This is a genomic window from Pseudomonas sp. BF-R-26, assembly GCF_019947395.1.
Lineage (GTDB): Bacteria > Pseudomonadota > Gammaproteobacteria > Pseudomonadales > Pseudomonadaceae > Aquipseudomonas > Aquipseudomonas farris.
The window spans coordinates 253,521-269,480 of the sequence record NZ_JAGYGK010000002.1; the positions used below are offsets into that span (position 1 = coordinate 253,521).

General features: G+C 54.6%; 22 protein-coding genes and 1 tRNA gene. 18 read left to right on the forward strand and 5 right to left on the reverse strand.

Features of this window, described 5'->3' with window-relative positions:
• Nucleotides 1–5 precede the first annotated feature (5 nt).
• The 4 genes from KGB18_RS03330 (at nt 6) to KGB18_RS03345 (ending at nt 3,707) form a co-directional block, all read left to right on the forward strand.
• Complete coding sequence (locus KGB18_RS03330; protein WP_223569391.1) at nt 6–446, forward strand: phage tail protein; 441 nt, start codon at nt 6–8, stop codon at nt 444–446.
• The gene (locus KGB18_RS03335) at nt 443–1,699 is read left to right on the forward strand and encodes a phage late control D family protein (protein ID WP_223569392.1); all 1,257 of its coding nucleotides are present in this window, start codon (nt 443–445) and stop codon (nt 1,697–1,699) included. The genes KGB18_RS03330 and KGB18_RS03335 overlap by 4 nt, the downstream gene beginning before the upstream one ends.
• A 191-nt stretch (nt 1,700–1,890) precedes the next feature.
• Complete coding sequence (locus KGB18_RS03340) at nt 1,891–2,865, forward strand: hypothetical protein (RefSeq protein WP_223569393.1); 975 nt, start codon at nt 1,891–1,893, stop codon at nt 2,863–2,865.
• Nucleotides 2,862–3,707 (forward strand): hypothetical protein, encoded by an 846-nt coding sequence (locus tag KGB18_RS03345; protein ID WP_223569394.1) that lies wholly within the window; start codon nt 2,862–2,864, stop codon nt 3,705–3,707. The genes KGB18_RS03340 and KGB18_RS03345 overlap by 4 nt, the downstream gene beginning before the upstream one ends.
• Nucleotides 3,708–4,188: 481 nt before the next feature.
• On the opposite strand, the gene KGB18_RS03350 is transcribed toward KGB18_RS03345, so the two are convergent.
• Nucleotides 4,189–4,536, reverse strand: a complete 348-nt coding sequence (locus tag KGB18_RS03350; protein WP_223569395.1) for a helix-turn-helix domain-containing protein — start codon at nt 4,534–4,536, stop codon at nt 4,189–4,191.
• 84 nt (nt 4,537–4,620) lie between these two features.
• Between KGB18_RS03350 and KGB18_RS03355 the strand changes: the two genes are divergently transcribed.
• From KGB18_RS03355 to KGB18_RS03410, 12 genes are all read left to right on the forward strand, one after another.
• Nucleotides 4,621–4,833: a DNA-binding protein gene (locus tag KGB18_RS03355; protein WP_223569396.1), complete on the forward strand. Its 213-nt coding sequence runs from the start codon at nt 4,621–4,623 to the stop codon at nt 4,831–4,833.
• Between the two features lie 29 nt (nt 4,834–4,862).
• Nucleotides 4,863–5,336, forward strand: coding sequence for a YmfL family putative regulatory protein (locus tag KGB18_RS03360; RefSeq protein ID WP_223569397.1), 474 nt, complete (start codon nt 4,863–4,865; stop codon nt 5,334–5,336).
• Complete coding sequence (locus tag KGB18_RS03365) at nt 5,333–5,623, forward strand: ogr/Delta-like zinc finger family protein (protein WP_223569398.1); 291 nt, start codon at nt 5,333–5,335, stop codon at nt 5,621–5,623. Before KGB18_RS03360 ends, KGB18_RS03365 begins: the two co-directional genes overlap by 4 nt.
• The gene (locus tag KGB18_RS03370) at nt 5,620–5,991 is read left to right on the forward strand and encodes a hypothetical protein (RefSeq protein ID WP_223569399.1); all 372 of its coding nucleotides are present in this window, start codon (nt 5,620–5,622) and stop codon (nt 5,989–5,991) included. Before KGB18_RS03365 ends, KGB18_RS03370 begins: the two co-directional genes overlap by 4 nt.
• Nucleotides 5,992–6,066: 75 nt before the next feature.
• On the forward strand, nt 6,067–6,300 hold the full coding sequence (locus KGB18_RS03375) for a hypothetical protein (protein WP_223569400.1): 234 nt from the start codon (nt 6,067–6,069) through the stop codon (nt 6,298–6,300).
• Nucleotides 6,301–6,306: 6 nt separating this feature from the next.
• Nucleotides 6,307–9,024: a toprim domain-containing protein gene (locus KGB18_RS03380; RefSeq protein WP_223569401.1), complete on the forward strand. Its 2,718-nt coding sequence runs from the start codon at nt 6,307–6,309 to the stop codon at nt 9,022–9,024.
• Between the two features lie 26 nt (nt 9,025–9,050).
• Nucleotides 9,051–9,347 carry a hypothetical protein gene (locus KGB18_RS03385; RefSeq protein WP_223569402.1) on the forward strand — a complete coding sequence of 99 codons (297 nt, stop codon included), beginning with the start codon at nt 9,051–9,053 and terminating at the stop codon, nt 9,345–9,347.
• A gap of 77 nt (nt 9,348–9,424) precedes the next feature.
• Nucleotides 9,425–9,688 (forward strand): hypothetical protein, encoded by a 264-nt coding sequence (locus tag KGB18_RS03390; protein ID WP_223569403.1) that lies wholly within the window; start codon nt 9,425–9,427, stop codon nt 9,686–9,688.
• A 2-nt stretch (nt 9,689–9,690) separates the two neighbouring features.
• Nucleotides 9,691–9,942 (forward strand): hypothetical protein, encoded by a 252-nt coding sequence (locus KGB18_RS03395; protein ID WP_223569404.1) that lies wholly within the window; start codon nt 9,691–9,693, stop codon nt 9,940–9,942.
• Between the two features lie 14 nt (nt 9,943–9,956).
• Nucleotides 9,957–10,169, forward strand: coding sequence for a hypothetical protein (locus KGB18_RS03400; protein WP_223569405.1), 213 nt, complete (start codon nt 9,957–9,959; stop codon nt 10,167–10,169).
• Between the two features lie 107 nt (nt 10,170–10,276).
• Nucleotides 10,277–11,443, forward strand: coding sequence for an Arm DNA-binding domain-containing protein (locus tag KGB18_RS03405; RefSeq protein ID WP_223569406.1), 1,167 nt, complete (start codon nt 10,277–10,279; stop codon nt 11,441–11,443).
• A 158-nt stretch (nt 11,444–11,601) separates the two neighbouring features.
• Nucleotides 11,602–12,159: a helix-turn-helix transcriptional regulator gene (locus KGB18_RS03410; protein WP_223569407.1), complete on the forward strand. Its 558-nt coding sequence runs from the start codon at nt 11,602–11,604 to the stop codon at nt 12,157–12,159.
• Nucleotides 12,160–12,473: 314 nt separating this feature from the next.
• Here the strand turns inward: KGB18_RS03410 and KGB18_RS03415 are convergent, their stop codons facing one another.
• From KGB18_RS03415 to KGB18_RS03430, 4 genes are all read right to left on the reverse strand, one after another.
• Nucleotides 12,474–12,698, reverse strand: coding sequence for a hypothetical protein (locus KGB18_RS03415; protein WP_223569408.1), 225 nt, complete (start codon nt 12,696–12,698; stop codon nt 12,474–12,476).
• An 80-nt stretch (nt 12,699–12,778) separates the two neighbouring features.
• Nucleotides 12,779–13,015 carry a hypothetical protein gene (locus KGB18_RS03420; protein ID WP_223569409.1) on the reverse strand — a complete coding sequence of 79 codons (237 nt, stop codon included), beginning with the start codon at nt 13,013–13,015 and terminating at the stop codon, nt 12,779–12,781.
• Between the two features lie 29 nt (nt 13,016–13,044).
• Nucleotides 13,045–13,671 (reverse strand): hypothetical protein, encoded by a 627-nt coding sequence (locus tag KGB18_RS03425; protein ID WP_223569410.1) that lies wholly within the window; start codon nt 13,669–13,671, stop codon nt 13,045–13,047.
• Between the two features lie 195 nt (nt 13,672–13,866).
• Nucleotides 13,867–13,956: transfer RNA gene (locus KGB18_RS03430), tRNA-Ser, on the reverse strand.
• Between the two features lie 308 nt (nt 13,957–14,264).
• Between KGB18_RS03430 and KGB18_RS03435 the strand changes: the two genes are divergently transcribed.
• Both KGB18_RS03435 and KGB18_RS03440 read left to right on the forward strand, forming a co-directional pair.
• On the forward strand, nt 14,265–14,954 hold the full coding sequence (locus KGB18_RS03435; protein ID WP_123720814.1) for a crotonase/enoyl-CoA hydratase family protein: 690 nt from the start codon (nt 14,265–14,267) through the stop codon (nt 14,952–14,954).
• 214 nt (nt 14,955–15,168) lie between these two features.
• A complete protein-coding gene (locus KGB18_RS03440) occupies nt 15,169–15,891 on the forward strand; it encodes a lysophospholipid acyltransferase family protein (protein WP_038979796.1) in 723 nt (240 codons plus the stop codon).
• The last annotated feature ends 69 nt before the right edge of the window (nt 15,892–15,960 follow it).

Here is a 15,960-nt window from a genome sequence, read left to right on the forward strand (position 1 = left end):
CACCCATGATGCTTGCCTTGGGCATGTTCGTCTTCAGCCTGTCCACCGCCGCCTACCAGGAGCTGCAACGCCAAACCGAATGGCGCCACGCCAGCAGCAACCGCGTCGGCGCCGCACCGGCCCGGCAATTTGTCGGGCGCGGTGACGATTCGATCACCCTGCCCGGCATCATCCTCCCGGAGCTGGCCGGTAGTGCCCTCAGCCTCGACGCCCTGCGCCTGATGGCTAACACGGGCAAGGCTTGGCCCATGGTCGAGGGCAGCGGCCGGATCTACGGCCTGTGGATCATCGAGAGCCTGAGCGAAACAAAGACCCTCTTTTTCCGAGATGGCACGCCACGACGTATCGAATTCACCATCAGCCTCAAGCGCATCGATGATGACCGCATAGACCTTATCGGCGCCGGTACCAGCGCAGGGGTTGGCATCATGAGGTCGTTGCTGTGATCGATGCAGCCCTTTCCCGCGTCACCGGTTTCCTGAATGACACGGCCGAACGCTACCGTCGCGAGGCCGCCTACCCAGTGCCGGCGTTTCGCATCACCGTTGACGGTAACGACATCGCCAAACTGATCAGCCCGCGGCTGATGAGCCTGGACCTGACCGATAACCGTGGCATCGAGGCCGATCAACTAAGCATCACCCTCAGCGACCACGACGGCCTGCTGGCCATTCCGCCCAAGGGCGCCGTGATTCGGCTCTGGCTCGGATGGAGCGATACCGGCCTGGTCGACAAAGGCACCTACACCGTCGACGAAACCGAACACAGCGGCGCTCCGGACGTGCTGAGTATTCGTGCCCGTTCGGCGGATCTGCGCAAAGGTCTGAAGACCAAACGCGAACGTAGCTGGAGCAACACCACACTCGGCGACGTCCTGGGCGACATCGCCTTGGGCAACGGCCTGACCGCGACCATCGCCGGCGCTCTCGACGGATTACCCATCCTGCAGCTCGATCAGGCCAACGAGTCCGACGCCAACCTAATCAGTCGCGTGGGGGAAGAATTCGATGCAGTGGTCAGCGTCAAGGCCGGCTGCCTGCTATGCCTGCCGGCCGGCGGCGGCAAGACCGCCAGCGGCGCCGAACTGCCCCACATTACCCTCACCCGCGCCGACGGCGACCAACACCGCTACCTGCAAGCCGACCGCGACAGTTACGACGGTGTGCGCGCGTACTTCTACGACGTGAACAGCGCCAAGAAACAGGAAGCCATCGCCGGCGGTGGGGAAAACCTCAAGGATCTGCGCCACACCTACAGTGATCGCCAGTCTGCCCTGCGCGCAGCCCGGGCCGAGTTCAACCGGCTACAACGCGGCAGCGCGACCCTCAGCTACACCTTGGCCATGGGCCGGCCGGATTTGATACCTGAGCTGACTTACACACTCGAAGGCGTAAAGCCTGAGATTAACGAAATCATCTGGTACGGCGGCAACGTGCAGCACACCCTCAGTGCGGACAACGGTTACACGGTCAGCCTGGAGCTGGAGAGCAAGTTGCCGGAGGACACAGTCGAAGATCTGGCCGAGGAGAACAAGCGGGATTTCACAGGGATCATCGCGTATTACCGAGACAAGAAGACTGGGAAGGAGAAGAGGGTGACCGCGGGGGATCAGAGCAAGCCGCGTCGATTACGTTGGTTGTACGCGAGTGAAAGAAGCGCGAAGCGCGCTGTGCAGCGGGAATGGGCAAAAAGCGAGTAAATATCCTCTACATTTTGCGTCTGAAAGCCTCAATGTTTTTTTCATCTACGCTTTCGTCTGACTAGCTGGTAGACATGACACCATTTTGATAAAGTCGCCGCGGCGAATTGGCCATTTATCATGGATGATTTTGCAAAGCGGTTATAAAACTCAATCATCAATATTTTAGTTAAATAGGGTGCAACAACAAAATGATCAGTGATAAGCGTAGGAAGGCATTTCACTATAGGCATGCTGCTTTTCACCCTAACCCGCTGTCCAGGCCAAATAATCTTCAAGAAATCCTGGAAAGAAGCAAAAGACATTCATTAAAAACTGCTGACCTCAGATGCTTTTACCCAGAAGGTGGCCATTTTGGCGACGCTTCGAAATTGACAGAACCACATATTTTTATTTCTCGCTACGACGATCTTTTCTCCATGCTATTTATGGAAATCATGTATGTCGAGCCTGGAAACAGCATCCCAATTTTCGCTACCGACTATAAAAAAGAAACGATAGAGTGCGAATCATTACCCTCAGTATCTATGTCCACAGACGGATCCAAAGAATATCTTGAAAGCTTAGCCTTTGTAGCAGTTTTCCAAAATCATGTCTTAATAATGCAAAGCAAGGCAATCGGCATAAAAGACATCGAAGAGTATTTCGATGCGCTCCTTAGGCACGTTCACGAAATCCAAGACAATGAGCTGTTCACCCTTCAAGCACACTCACTAACTTCCAACAATATCAGCCTAACAGATAAAAAGGTAAAGAATGTTAGTTTACTCTTACCTTTGGCGAACGACCCGTATTCCTTTGATAGCGATGATGGAATAAAAGTATTAAGCACACTTATTGGCGAGCATAGAGTTGCTGAACTACGCCATGTAATGGGCGCAGATATTTCAGAGCTACAATTAGAGATTGCTGTAGGTTACAAATACAACACATCTCCTGAAAACCAGAAGGTCTTATCCAATATTGCGCAAGGCTTAGTAGACGCAAGAGAGGAAGGCCTCACGATTGACCTTAAAGGATCAGGGAGAATTGTAGGCGATCAACTACAAATAAAAACCAATGAGTACGTACCTTACGAAAATGCGCTGCCAGTTCGCCAACACGTGTATGAAATAATGGCGACATGGCTTGTAGACCTTATTGAAAAAGGTTTGATTGAGCCATGAATCTTAAAAGAGCAATAGCACTTAAACAAGGAAAGCGAACCAATACAGAATTATTTATCTACACTGCCGCAGCTTCATTAGTCGCAGGTATTTTCTTACACTTCCTAACCCCATACATTTCATTTGATTACGGAATAGCTCTAAGATACATCATCAGCATCATTGTTGCCGTAGTGATTGGCTGGCTATTTAAAGACTACGTGCAATCGTATGAAAAGATCTCACGCTACGACTTAATTGCATTTAGCAAGCGCAAACAAGACTACTATCAATTCAGAACCGAAGAAACGCGAAAAAAAACCTTCGATAAATTCCAGATATCCTTAAACCTAGCGTCTCTGATATTTTTCCTGCTCATTCCTCAGGCGCAGCTAAGCATACAGACTCCAATCATACAAAGCATAATTCAACTCACATTTAACTCCACCCCCATATTTGCCGCACTATTATATGGCTACGAGTTTTACTCAAAGAAAGAAATACTCGAAGATCTACATCAAGAATTAAGAAAAGAAACCGCAGTAGAAGAGAAAAGATTGGAAACAGTCAAGAGCTTGAGAGAAGCCATTGAGAAGGACAAGTTAAAGGATGCTACAAACTATAAAACAACGGATATGGCGGTAATTGAGGCAATCCTTAGAAAGCATTCTTCAACCGCCGCTGTGGCGACTGAAGAACCTAATGATTCTGCACGTAAAGTTGTACTTGCGATTGGGGCACCTGAAGCCTCCCCTTCAGTGCCTGCCAACGCGACTCCGACGGACAGCGCAATAAAAGCTGAAACAATGGTGCCTATCACTGCTCCGACTGGACCTAATCCGCCATCATCGAACGATCGGTAACAACAATGAATAATAAAAAACCCCAGCCATAGCTGGGGTTTTTATTACCTTACTTCGATGACTGCACGAGCGCCTCCATGATCCTCAGCACATCCTGGCGTTGCTGATCATCCAGCTTAGCCAGTAAGTGCAGAAAGAGGTGCTCCAAAGGGGTAAGGCTTTCCATCATGCGTACTCCATTTCCTTGTGAAGGGCGCCGGCGCTATTCGCAGCACCTGAACCGCCCGGGAGTCCCCCATTCTCAGCACGTTTTTCTGTGCCACCAGCCCCACCAAATCACTTGGGTCTAGATTGAATGGGAGTCGCCACCCCAGATGGTTACTCCCGTAGCTATGCACCACGTTGGAAATGTAAGTAGCCGTTACGCTAGGCTTTACAGCGCCGGCGAACTCGGTGGCAGGGTCATGTAAACACCGTTCTCACCCCACCCTTGCAATGGCCGGCGTACCACATCCACTCATCTGTGCATTCGCTAACCAGGTCAATCGTTGTCCTTTTTTTCATCGATGCTCGCGACCTTCGCAAAGGCAGCAGCCATACGGAGCAACACATCGCGATCTAGCTCGCTGACGCTCCGATAAAAAAGCAGAAAACTTGCCGCATCAGAACTGACCCAGTCGGCGCTCACAGGTTTATGTTCACCGGTCACCACGTACAAAATATCGACGCCGTTCTCAGCTATCGCCGCGAGATAGTTCGCATCAGGGCTTCGCTCGCCTTTTTCATAGTTGTACTGACTGTTCTTCGAGGCACCGGCTTTCGCCGCAAACTCGGTCTGATTAAACCCCAAGCGCTCGCGTTCTTCTTTTAGGCGTTCACCAATTCCCACAAACGTCTCCATGGCGAGTTGACATTCCCACAATCATGGGAAATACTTCGCCTGTCATCACACGAAATCACACGAAACGAGACTATGCCGAACGCATACCCCACCGAGCAAGCATGCCAAGAGGCTCGAGAGCGCCTCGCGCATCGAGGCTTGTCAGCGAAAGACTGGGCCGATCAGCATCACCTCAATCCGTCGACGGTGTACGCAGTGTTGAACGGACAAAAGAAATGTCTGCGGGGCGAAGCCCATCGCGCTGCCGTGTTGCTCGGCATTAAACACGGCGTCGTCACAAACTAGGCCTGTTGGCTCATGGAGGAAACCAGAAGATGAAACGTCCAGTTCTAGCCAACAGGAAAGACGTCGTTAGCGCAGTCATCTGCGCCTATCCAGGCGGGCGTCTATATGCCGCTGCCGAACTCGGCATGACCATTAAGAAGTTCGATAACCAAGCCTACGAGAATGCCGGTAGCCGCCCCCTGAGCGATGACCACATTCACCGGCTTGAACAAATTGCAGGTACTGCCTTCCTACCGGACTACATCGCTGCCAAATATGGCGGCATGTTTGTCCCTTTGACAGCGTCGGCAGACCTGGACAACGTCGAGTTGTACAGCCGGTCAGTCAAAGCCGCAGCCAAGCGCGGCATGGTTGATCAAATCATAGCCAAAGCATTGGACGACGGAGTCATTGAGTCCAGCGAGGCAGAAGCGATTATCACGGCCTTGATGCACTACATGTCCGCCCGCTACGCCGAGGTGCTGGCGACCATCCAACTGCACGGCCGGGGGTTCGCTGGGTGAGTACTTACAAACTTGTTTGCCCCCACTGCCAAAGCCGCATGCGTATTCGCACCAGCGAAGGCACGCATATTTTCCTGCGTGTCGCCTACCTGCAATGCACCAACGAAGCTTGCGGCTGGTCGGTACGTGCCCAGTTCGAAATGACTCACGAAATGAGCCCGAGCGGCATGGCCAACCCTTCCGTGCGTCTTCCTGTCGCTGACATAGCGCTACGCCGCGCCGCGATGAAATCCGCCAACGATCAACCCGACCTGCTCGACCAAATGGAAATGGAGTGTGTGCAATGAACCACGAACAGTTGACCCACGACTACCGCAGCAGCATGCAACGAGTGGCGTTCGCCTACCTGCAACGGCACGAAGCGCAATACCTGGTGGATTCCGATCTGCTCTACGACAACTGCGTACGACACATGACCACCTCAATGGAAGTGCCGGTGTTCATGGCCCAGCAACTCGTGCACAACGCTTGGACCGGATTGCAGGTCGCCAACCAGCGTAAGTGGATCGGCGTGGACTGGGGTACCAGCCCAAGCTGCACCGTTGTCCATCTGATCGACATCCGGGCTGACCTGCGTTACCCGGTCCCGGCGAGGTTGCTACCGCAGACCCTACTCGCCCAACGCGACTCCGCGCATAAGCCCCCCCCTCAGTAACCCCTTTTAAACAACCCGCCCTGCCCCCGCTTCCCGTGGGTTTGGGTGAGCTTTGCCCGAAATCCGAGGTGGATCATGGAAATCGACATCGCCATCACCGCAAAACTGCCCCGCGAACAGGCAGAAGCCTTGCTCCAGGCACTGCGTACCCAGTACTCGATGCAATTTAACGAGTACTGGTATGACGATCGATTTCGACTGATCCCTGAGGGTTTACGGCACGGTTCGTTGCTCGCGGCCTTTCCAGTGATGGCTGCGCAAAAACGCCTGATTGGCGCCCTTAAACACAGTCTCGGCGAAGTGAAGTAAGCCCCGATGAACATGAAACACGACCTACGCGCCGACATCCTGCAACGCCTTCAGGCCGACTACGGCCTCAAGCACAAGGCTGGCAAGTACATGCGCGAAGGGGTTTGCCCGTCGTGCAAGAAGAAAGAGCTGTACGCCTTCCATGATGATCCGTGGATGATCCGTTGCGGTCGGGGCAAATGCGGCCATACCTGGCATGTGAAGGAAATCTACGAAGACCTGTTCGACGACTGGAGCAAGCGCGCTCCAGCGACCGAGCAACATCCCAACGCGACGGCGCGTGCCTACCTAGAGTTTGCTCGCGGCTTTCGCTTCGACCTGATTCAAGGCTGGTTCACCCAGGAGACGTATTTCTCCGGCGAGTTGAATGCCGGCAGCGCGACCGTGCGCTTTGCCCTGGACAAGGGCGGCTACTGGGAACGGCTGATCGACCGGCCGCACCGTTTCGGCAAGATGAAAGCCCGATTCAAACCCGGTGACAGCCCCCGCGGCATTTGGTGGTGCCCGCCCTGCGTCGAACTGCTGGACGTTAAAGAACTGTGGATCGTCGAAGGCATCTTCGACGCCATCGCCCTAGTGCATAACGGCATCGCAGCGGTATCGGCGATGTCGTCCGGCGCCTATCCCGAAGAGTCGCTGAAAGAGCTGTCACGCTTGCGTGGCGGCAAGTTGCCCAAATTGGTTTGGGCACTGGATAACGAGCCCGGTGCGCACAAGTACACCAAGCGCTGGGTGCGTCAGGCCCGCGCCCTCGGCTACGAATGCGAAGCGGCGCAGATCCCTCAACCCGACAGCCGCAAGGTTGACTGGAATGATCTGCACCAGCGCTGGGTATTCATCGATGACGAAACCCAACGCGTCGAGCAGATAGAAAAAGACCTGGTCACCGCTCGCTACCACGGCTCCCTTTTGATCGCTGAAAGCGCGTCAGAGAAAGGTGTGCTGATGTACGACTGGCGAGAGCGCCATGAATTTCACTTCGGTTTCGACAGCCGTTTGTACTGGTTCAAGATGGACCTAGAGAAGTTCAACAAGGCCATGCAGGCGCTGGAATCCTCCGAACGCCACGAAGACCAGTTGCTCAATGACAAGCAGCGCCGCGACAAAGCACTTCGTCAATGCGGTGGTGTGGTGGAAATCGCCAACTGCTACCCGCAGGCGCTGTATTTCCAGCGCAACGAAGTCACCGATGAATCCTGGTATTACTTCCGTGTCGATTTCCCCCACGACAGCGGCAGCGTCAAAAACACCTTCACCGGTGGCCAGGTCGCCGCCGCCAGCGAATTCAAGAAACGCCTGCTCAGCATGGCGGCCGGCGCGGTGTTCACCGGCAGCGGCCAGCAGCTCGACAAAATCATGAAAGACCAGCTCTTCGGCCTTAAAACCGTGGAGACCATCGACTTCATCGGCTACAGCAAGCAACACGGCTGTTACGTGTTCGGCGACATCGCGGTGCGCAACGGCATCATCAGCTCGGTGAACAAGGAAGACTTTTTCGAGTTCGGCAAGTTGCGACTCAAGACGCTGCAAAAGTCGATCGCCATGCACATTCAACGTGACAGCAAGGTCTACCGCACCGACTGGCTGCCGATGCTCTGGCTGTGCTTTGGCGCCAAGGGCATTGTCGCTCTGGCGTTCTGGTTTGGAGCGCTGTTCGCCGAGCAGATCCGTGCGCAGTACAAGTCCTTCCCGTTCCTTGAGGTCACTGGTGAAGCCGGCGCCGGCAAGACCACCCTGCTGACCTTTCTGTGGAAACTGCTGGGCCGGGAACACGAAGGGTTTGACCCGTCGAAATCAACCCGCGCCGGCCGCCAGCGAGCCATGGGCCAGGTGTCCAACATGCCAGTGGTACTGATCGAAGGCGACCGCAACGAACCGGACAAGGCGCACGCCAAGGGTTTCGACTGGGATGAACTGAAGGACTTCTTCGGCGGCGGAACGCTCGGCACCAAGGGTATGAAAACCAGCGGCAACGAAACCTATGAACCTCCGTTTCGTGGCGCCATTGCGATCAGCCAGAACGCCGATGTCAGCGCCTCCGAGGCGATCCTGACCCGGATTATCAAATCCCACTTCACACGCCCTGAAGTCACCACTGAGAGCCGTGCAGCCGCTGACAACCTGAACCTGATACCGGTTGAACAGTTAAGCCACTTTCTGCTGCTGGCTGTCCGTGCAGAACCGCAAGTCATGGCGAAGTTCGCCGAGCGTGTGCTTGTCCACGAACAGCGCCTGCGTAAGATCAAAGAAATCCGCGTTGAGCGGATCATCAAAAACCACAGCCAGTTGATGGCCCTGGTGGATTGCCTGTGCCTGGTCTGCCCACTGGATGAGAACCAAGTGGTTACGACGCACCAGCAGCTCACAGAGATGGCCCTTGAGCGGCAATCCGCGATCAGCGCAGATCACCCGTTGGTGGCTGAGTTCTGGGAAGTCTTCGAATACCTCGAAAGCCTGGGCGAAGGCCCTCAGGTCAACCACAGCACCGACCCGAAACTTATCGCCATCAACCTCAACGACTTTGCCGAAAAGGCCAGCGAGCATCGGCAGAACCTCGCCGACCTCAAGACGTTGCGCGGTCTGCTGATCAACAGCCGCAGCCGCAAGTTGGTGGAGGTCAACAAGCCGACGTACAGCGCGGTTCGCGCTGCACAAGCAGCCGCCGGCAACTCGATGTTCAACAAACCCACCACCGTGCGCTGCTGGGTGTTCCAGGGCGCATAAACCGCAGTAACCAAAGGAGCGGCACCATGCAGATCCAAGTCATCACCGGCGAAATGGCCACCGGTAAAACCACCAAATTGAGAACTATTGAGGCAACGCTTTTAGGAGAAGGAAAGGACGCCAGCATCATCCACGCGGAATCTTATGCGGCATCCGGACTGCTTCGAATTATGGAAGTGCGGGTTCACAAAGGGCAGCGAACACTGCTGATCGATGACTGCACTCGCCAACAGATTGATGCAGTTCTGGAATGGCAATCAACCGTCGAGGAGGACGATCTATACAACGACTTGATTGTTCATCTGGTACGGAAAGCCAGCTGAACCAGCTCGCCATGAATTGAAAGTGGTGTCGAGGAGTTGCAGCTCCCCGACACCGACCACACAAAAGGAGAAGCACCATGCAAGTGAATCAACCTAAAGGCGGTACCGAAGAGGCTACCACGAACCCGCTCGCTATCGGTGATCGGGTCAGCTATGTCCAAATCACAGCAGTTGGTCGTGACTACCGCTTCAGCGCTCGTGAAGGCGTGATCACCGAGATAGATGGGCAGGTCGCAACGGTGCGTGCTGGCAATGGTCGACACATCACCCAACCGGTAGACAAGCTGACACCCGAAGGCAAACCAAACGCGCTGACACGCATACTGACTGGAGGGCAATGATCATGACCGCCCTCCTCCTGATGTACCTATGCGTCGACGCTTCCCACACCGACTGTCAGGTGATCCCAGTTCAACGCTGGATCAAACCTGATGCATATGAACAGTGCATTGCAACCGTCCCGCAGTTGACGGCCGCATTGACCGCCAAAAACCGGAAGCTTCATTACTTCATTTGCGAAGTCCAGGGCCAACATGAACAGGGGGCGGCGCAACTGGCGGCACCGAGGTTTTCCAATCAGTCGTTGCGCATGTGACTAGGAGCGAAATCATGGCCGAGAATGGCAAATCCTTCCCCTGGAATCTGGACCTCACAGGCATCTGCGACCAATGCGGCAAATCCCGCGCCCATGGCAATCACCAGAAGTGCAGCAAAGCGCGCCAGGCGCTCAACGCAAAACGTCGGGCCGAGGAAGCCCGGTCAGGCGTCGCCCTTCGACCTAGAAAAAGCGCCAGCTTGTTCTGGTTACTTCGTCAGGACTGATCAGCAACACTCAAATCCAAGGCAACGCGACACAGAAAGGCCCGACAACGGGCCTTTCTGCTCTCAGCCTACTGATCAGTTGCTCAGTTCATCGTGTAGGGGCGTATATGGCACATGGCGTAGAAGCCCGTGGCAATTCGGTACGGGTCTATTTTCGTTTCAATGGCAAGCGGTACCGAGAGCTCATCCCCGGCGGCAACACCGCGGCCAACCGGGAGCAAGCACAGCGCCTGGTAAACATCATCGAATACGAGATACAGGCAGGCACCTTCAACTACAGCCGGCATTTTCCTGACTCAGCCAATCTGGTCGAGAACACCTTCGGTCATTACCTTGATCTGTGGCTGAAGATTAAAAGCAACAGCGTCGCCGCAACCTCCTATCGGGGTTATGCCAACAAGGCCGAGGTACATGTCAGACCGCGTTGGGGCAAGGTTCAGATCGACCAGATCGATCACCTGGACTTGCAGGAATGGGTGCAGGACACGCTGTCGAAGCGGCTGAAGAACAAGACCATCCGGGACATCATCAGCAACGTGCGACAGGTCTTCCGGCTTTACCGCACGCGCAAGAAAGTGGCTCATGATCCTACCGAAGGATTATTTGTTCGCTTGCCCGACCCTGAAGCACCGGACCCGTTCACCAGGGCGGAAATCAAGCAGATCCTCGAAACACCGACCCATCGCACGCAAGAGCTGTTGATGATTCAGTTCATGATTTGGGCGGGGCCACGAGTATCAGAAACCATCGCCCTGGCTTGGGAGGATGTCGATCTGCAACAAGGAACGGTAACTTTCCGCCGATCCAAGGTGCGAGGGGCCTACCGCGTGACGAAAACCCGGCGCTCTACTCGGAAGGTTCGGCTGCTGGAGCCTGCGTGGGATGCGTTGCGGAAAATTGATGCGATGAATTCGGTCAAGAAGGCGCAGACGGTCGATATCGTTGAGCGGGATAACAAGACGGTGCGGCAGCACAAACTGCACTTTGTGTTCTTGAACACCAAAAGCGGTCTGCCTCATGTGAGCGACTTTGTCGTGCGGGATCGGTTTTTCAAAGCTCATTTGAGTGCGGCCGGGGTTCGTTATCGCGGGCCTGGCCAGTGTCGGCATACCTATGCAAGTCAATTGCTGACTACTGGTGTTGCCTCGATTGACTGGATCGCCGAGCAGATGGGGCATACCAACGGGAATATGATTCGGCAGCACTATGGGACGTGGATTAACGAGGATGGGCCGGATGTCGTTGGTATTTTGCAGATGGCGCTGAAGTTGTAGAAGAGAAAAGGCCCCGCACTTAGGAAAGGTACGGGGCCTTTTACGAGCCAACCAAAATCCCATCAGGACTTGATGCGTCCTGGTAGGATAATGCATAATCCACTCAGGACATGATATGTCCCATCAGAACATCATCCCCTCGCTCAGGAAACGACATTATGCAACCCACGCACCCCATCCAACGCACCTCTTGCTTCTCAACAATACTCGTCCTCATCCTCAAGGACATTCGACTCGATCGTAATATTCATCAGGCACACATTGCTCAGACGATAGGAAAGACGCCCAGCGCGTGGGCCAAGATCGAGTCCGGCCAGTCTCCTTTACAGATGGACACCTTTTTCGGCGCATGTTTCGCCTTGGCTATGCACCCCTCACAGATAATGCAGGTGGCCGAGCGCCTGGTCCCAATCTTCAACCGGTACAACTGGTACTTTCAGTCTGCTCATCTAGGTGAAGAAGATGAGCTCCTTCCGTTGATCCAGGAGTACTACGCTAGCCCAGGCTACGAATCCTTGAAAAACCGTCCGCTGGAGCGCATCAATCTGCTGGCTTTCAGCAGCTATTTCAGCTCTGCGGAGCCAACGGTGGTCCACTACTGCTGCATTAAAGAGGCGAAGGAGTGGATTGATAGCGGGGCACCTTCTGCTAACCGTAGTCAACAGAAATCGTCTCTGAGTTCGGCGACAACGGCATTTGCCGGAAAACACAGCTAAGTGGCCTTGGGTTAGCGCCCGCTGGCAAAGCGAGGATTATTCTCCTGGCAAAAGGTAAAACTCCCGGTTCCAACACCGGAAAAGACGGCGGTATTTTTCAGGAGCAAGGCCCACGTGCGGGAAGGTGTCTAACCACACGACTGCTCCTGATAAACTCGCCTCCAGCCCACAAGCCGTTCAGGTTCAACGTGGGTTCCGACTCACAGAATCCCGGACAGCTCGCGTTAACGGTAATGAAGAAGCCCACCGATTGGCGGGCTTTTTTGTGTAGGGCATTTAACGATAACACCGTTATGCGTAACGCGGCGGGCACTCTACTCTTTCATTGCCACTTTACTCACCAAACTGCCTAAAGGCGCCGACACACTTTCCTTTTCCGGAGCCCGCTCGGACTTGCCCAGCACATAGGCCACATCCGCCAGACCGGATTTATTGGTACTGGGCACCATGGCCAGCAGCGTCCAGCCCTCGGCCAGTTTCTGGTTGGCACTGGTCGCGCCGGTCACCTGCACCACTTCTGCCGCTTCACTCATTTGCATCGGGGTCGCTCCTTTGATGGGTTGCCCCGGGTAGTGTAGTCGGCCGCCGAGGGTTCCTTTCACGATAACGCCGTTAACGCTCAGTCCTTCCCGGCCGCCTTCAATTCGGCCTTGCGCTGGTCGCGCTGCTGGTCGACCGCATCGTTCAGGAGACAGTACTTGGCCCAGTCGATCAGCCCTTCAGCGTACAACGCTTCCACATACCCTCGCGCCCAGAGATTAAGCAGATCAACAGCGGCATACGACTCAGCGCCGACGATCTTGGCAATCTGCTCCCGGGCACGGCCCACGGTGGCAGGATTGTTCGGCCCACTCATGGTTAGGGTTCCTTTGTGTTCCTTGAAGGTTATTTGACTCCAACCAGAGAAGGGTCCCGAAAGTGAATTTTTCTTTGCTCATCTAAATGGGCTATCACTTCACTCATGCTCTTATCCCGATCCCATTCACCCGGTAAAGGTTCGTCGGCGGGTAGCCCTGCATGCGAACGCAGTTTTTTCGCTACGTCAGATGCTTGCAGCCCTAATACGGCGTACCCCCTCCTCCTTGTCCAGAAATATTCAGGATGATCCGGTGGATCGTAACTGAAGTCCTGAATTCCTCGAAGCTTTCCATGAAGCTTGTCCTGCTGATCGGGAATCCGAAGAATCGAATACATCAAATCTTTAGGTAACTGCCGCCAATCAACGTCAAGCTCCAGCGGACGAAATACAGGGGGCGGGGTAGTGGTTTGATAATGACCATCTTGGCCCGCCGGTTGACCGTACAGCGTGCCCTCGTCCACACAAACGTCGAAGCATTCAGTCGCAAATCGATCCAAATGGGAAGCCACGATGATCCCTAAATACGCCATGTCCTGATTGATCTTGTTTCGTTTGACCCACCACTCTTTAACAAGGACGAAGGTGTTACCGAACAAAACGCCGCTAATACCTGCAACAGCCGAGATGATTGCTGAAACATTCCCTGGATCCATGATCGCCTCTGCGCGAATTGAGCGTATTCAACGCTGATTGTAGGTGCAGATATCAACGAGGTGCAGGCTTGCGTCTCTAAACCAGAAAAAGACGCTCCGGTCCCAGATTGGTCCCATATAGCTTTTTTCCAGACGCCAAAAACCACAAACCCCCGACTTTCTCTAGGAAAATCAGGGGTTTGTGTTCTCAAAATGTGGCGGTGAAGGAGAGATTCGAACTCTCGATACAATTTCTTGTATACACACTTTCCAGGCGTGCTCCTTAAGCCACTCGGACACTTCACCGTATCTCTTCAAACATGTTCTGTCTGTCGAGGCGCGCTAATGTAGTCGAAAGCTTTTCTTATGGCAAACATTTTTTTCAGAATTTTCATGCGGTTAACGCCGTTATCCGTTTCGTGCCGTTCAAGGGCATGGCAAACCTGCCAATCTCCGGCTTCGCCTTTCCTTCTATATAGAAGCCAATGCGCGGCGGACGTGGCTGACTACGGCTGGCGGGCGGCGAAAGGGTGACTGGCGAGTCAGTCACGGCGCTTTACCTGGCCTACGGCGGTGGGTAACGTCTGCCCTACTTTATTAGAAGGATTGGCGTCATGAGTGAGTTGATTTCTTACCATCTCGAAGACGGTATCGCGACCCTGACCTTGAGTAATGGCAAGGTCAATGCCATCTCGCCGGATGTGATTGTTGCGTTTAACGCTGCGCTGGATCGAGCGGTGGCGGATCGGGCGGTGGTGATCATTACCAGTCAGCCAGGTATTTTTTCGGGTGGCTATGACTTGAAGGTGATGACGGCCGGCCCTAAAGAGGCTGTGGCACTGGTGGCTGCCGGTTCGACCCTGGCTCGTCGTCTGCTGTCACACCCGTTCCCGGTGGTTGTGGCCTGCCCTGGGCATGCGGTGGCCAAGGGTGCGTTTATTCTGTTGTCGGCTGACTATCGCATTGGTGTCGATGGCCCGTTCAGCATTGGTCTGAACGAAGTGCAGATCGGTATGACCATGCACCACGCCGGTATCGAGCTGGCGCGTGATCGTCTGCGCAAGTCGGCGTTTCATCGTGCGGTGATCAATGCCGAGATGTTCAATCCGCAGAGTGCTGTGGATGCCGGTTTCCTTGATGTGGTGGTGTCGGCCGAAGAGCTGCAAGGCGCGGCGCTGGCAGCGGCTCGTCAGTTGAAGAAGCTCAACATGATCGCCCACAAGAACACCAAGCTGAAAGTGCGCAAGGCGCTGCTGGAGACACTGGACAACGCGATCATCCTGGATCAGGAGCATATGGGTTAAGCCCTAACGCGTTGCACCGAAAAGCCCGACCGTCGTGTCGGGCTTTTTCTTGCGTGTTTGGTTTAAAACCTTACAACCGCTCTAGACCGCATCTGACCCATAAGTCGGAAACATGCGCTCAAACATCGGCTATCTCCCACTTCTATAGCGGCAATTGCCGAAAACAGTGCACATCCGTACACTGCGCCACCTTTTGTCCCGGTGGGCCCTTTAAATGCTGTTTGTGTTTCGTATGTTATTGATGGGCTTGCACTTTATTCTGGCCGGCGTGCTTGGAGTGATCCTCGGTCTATGCCGGCCGTTTAATCCGGACAACAGCCGTTTATGCGCACGTCTGTACGCGTGGCCGGCGATGTGCATTTTGCGTTTGCGGGTGAAGGCCGACGTCGGGCCGTTGATGGCTAAGCCTGACAGCTGCGTGATCATTGCCAATCACCAGTCCAACTACGATCTGTTTGTGTTCGGCAACGTGGTGCCCCGCCGCACCGTGTGCATTGGCAAGAAGAGCCTGAAGTGGGTGCCGCTGTTCGGGCAGTTGTTCTGGCTGGCCGGCAATGTGTTGATTGACCGCGGCAATGCGCACAAGGCACGCCAGTCGATGCTGACCACTACTCGCACCTTGCAGCATGAAGACACCTCGATCTGGGTCTTCCCGGAAGGCACGCGCAACCTCGGTGAAGAGCTGCTGCCATTCAAGAAAGGCGCGTTCCAGATGGCGATTGCCGCGGGCGTGCCCATCGTACCGGTGTGTGTCAGCAGTTACGTTAAGCACATGCGATTGAACCGCTGGCGCAGTGGGAAAATTCTGATCCGTTCGCTGCCGGCGATTCCTACGGCTGGATTGAGTCTGGATGACATGCCCATGCTAATCGCCCAGTGCCGCGAGCAGATGCGCGAGTGTATCGACTCGATGGATCGGCAACTGCAAGCCGCCTGAAAGAAACCCGCCCTGTGCGGGTTTTCTTTTGCCTGCGAACTCTGCAGATTTTGCTGACTCTCAAGCAGC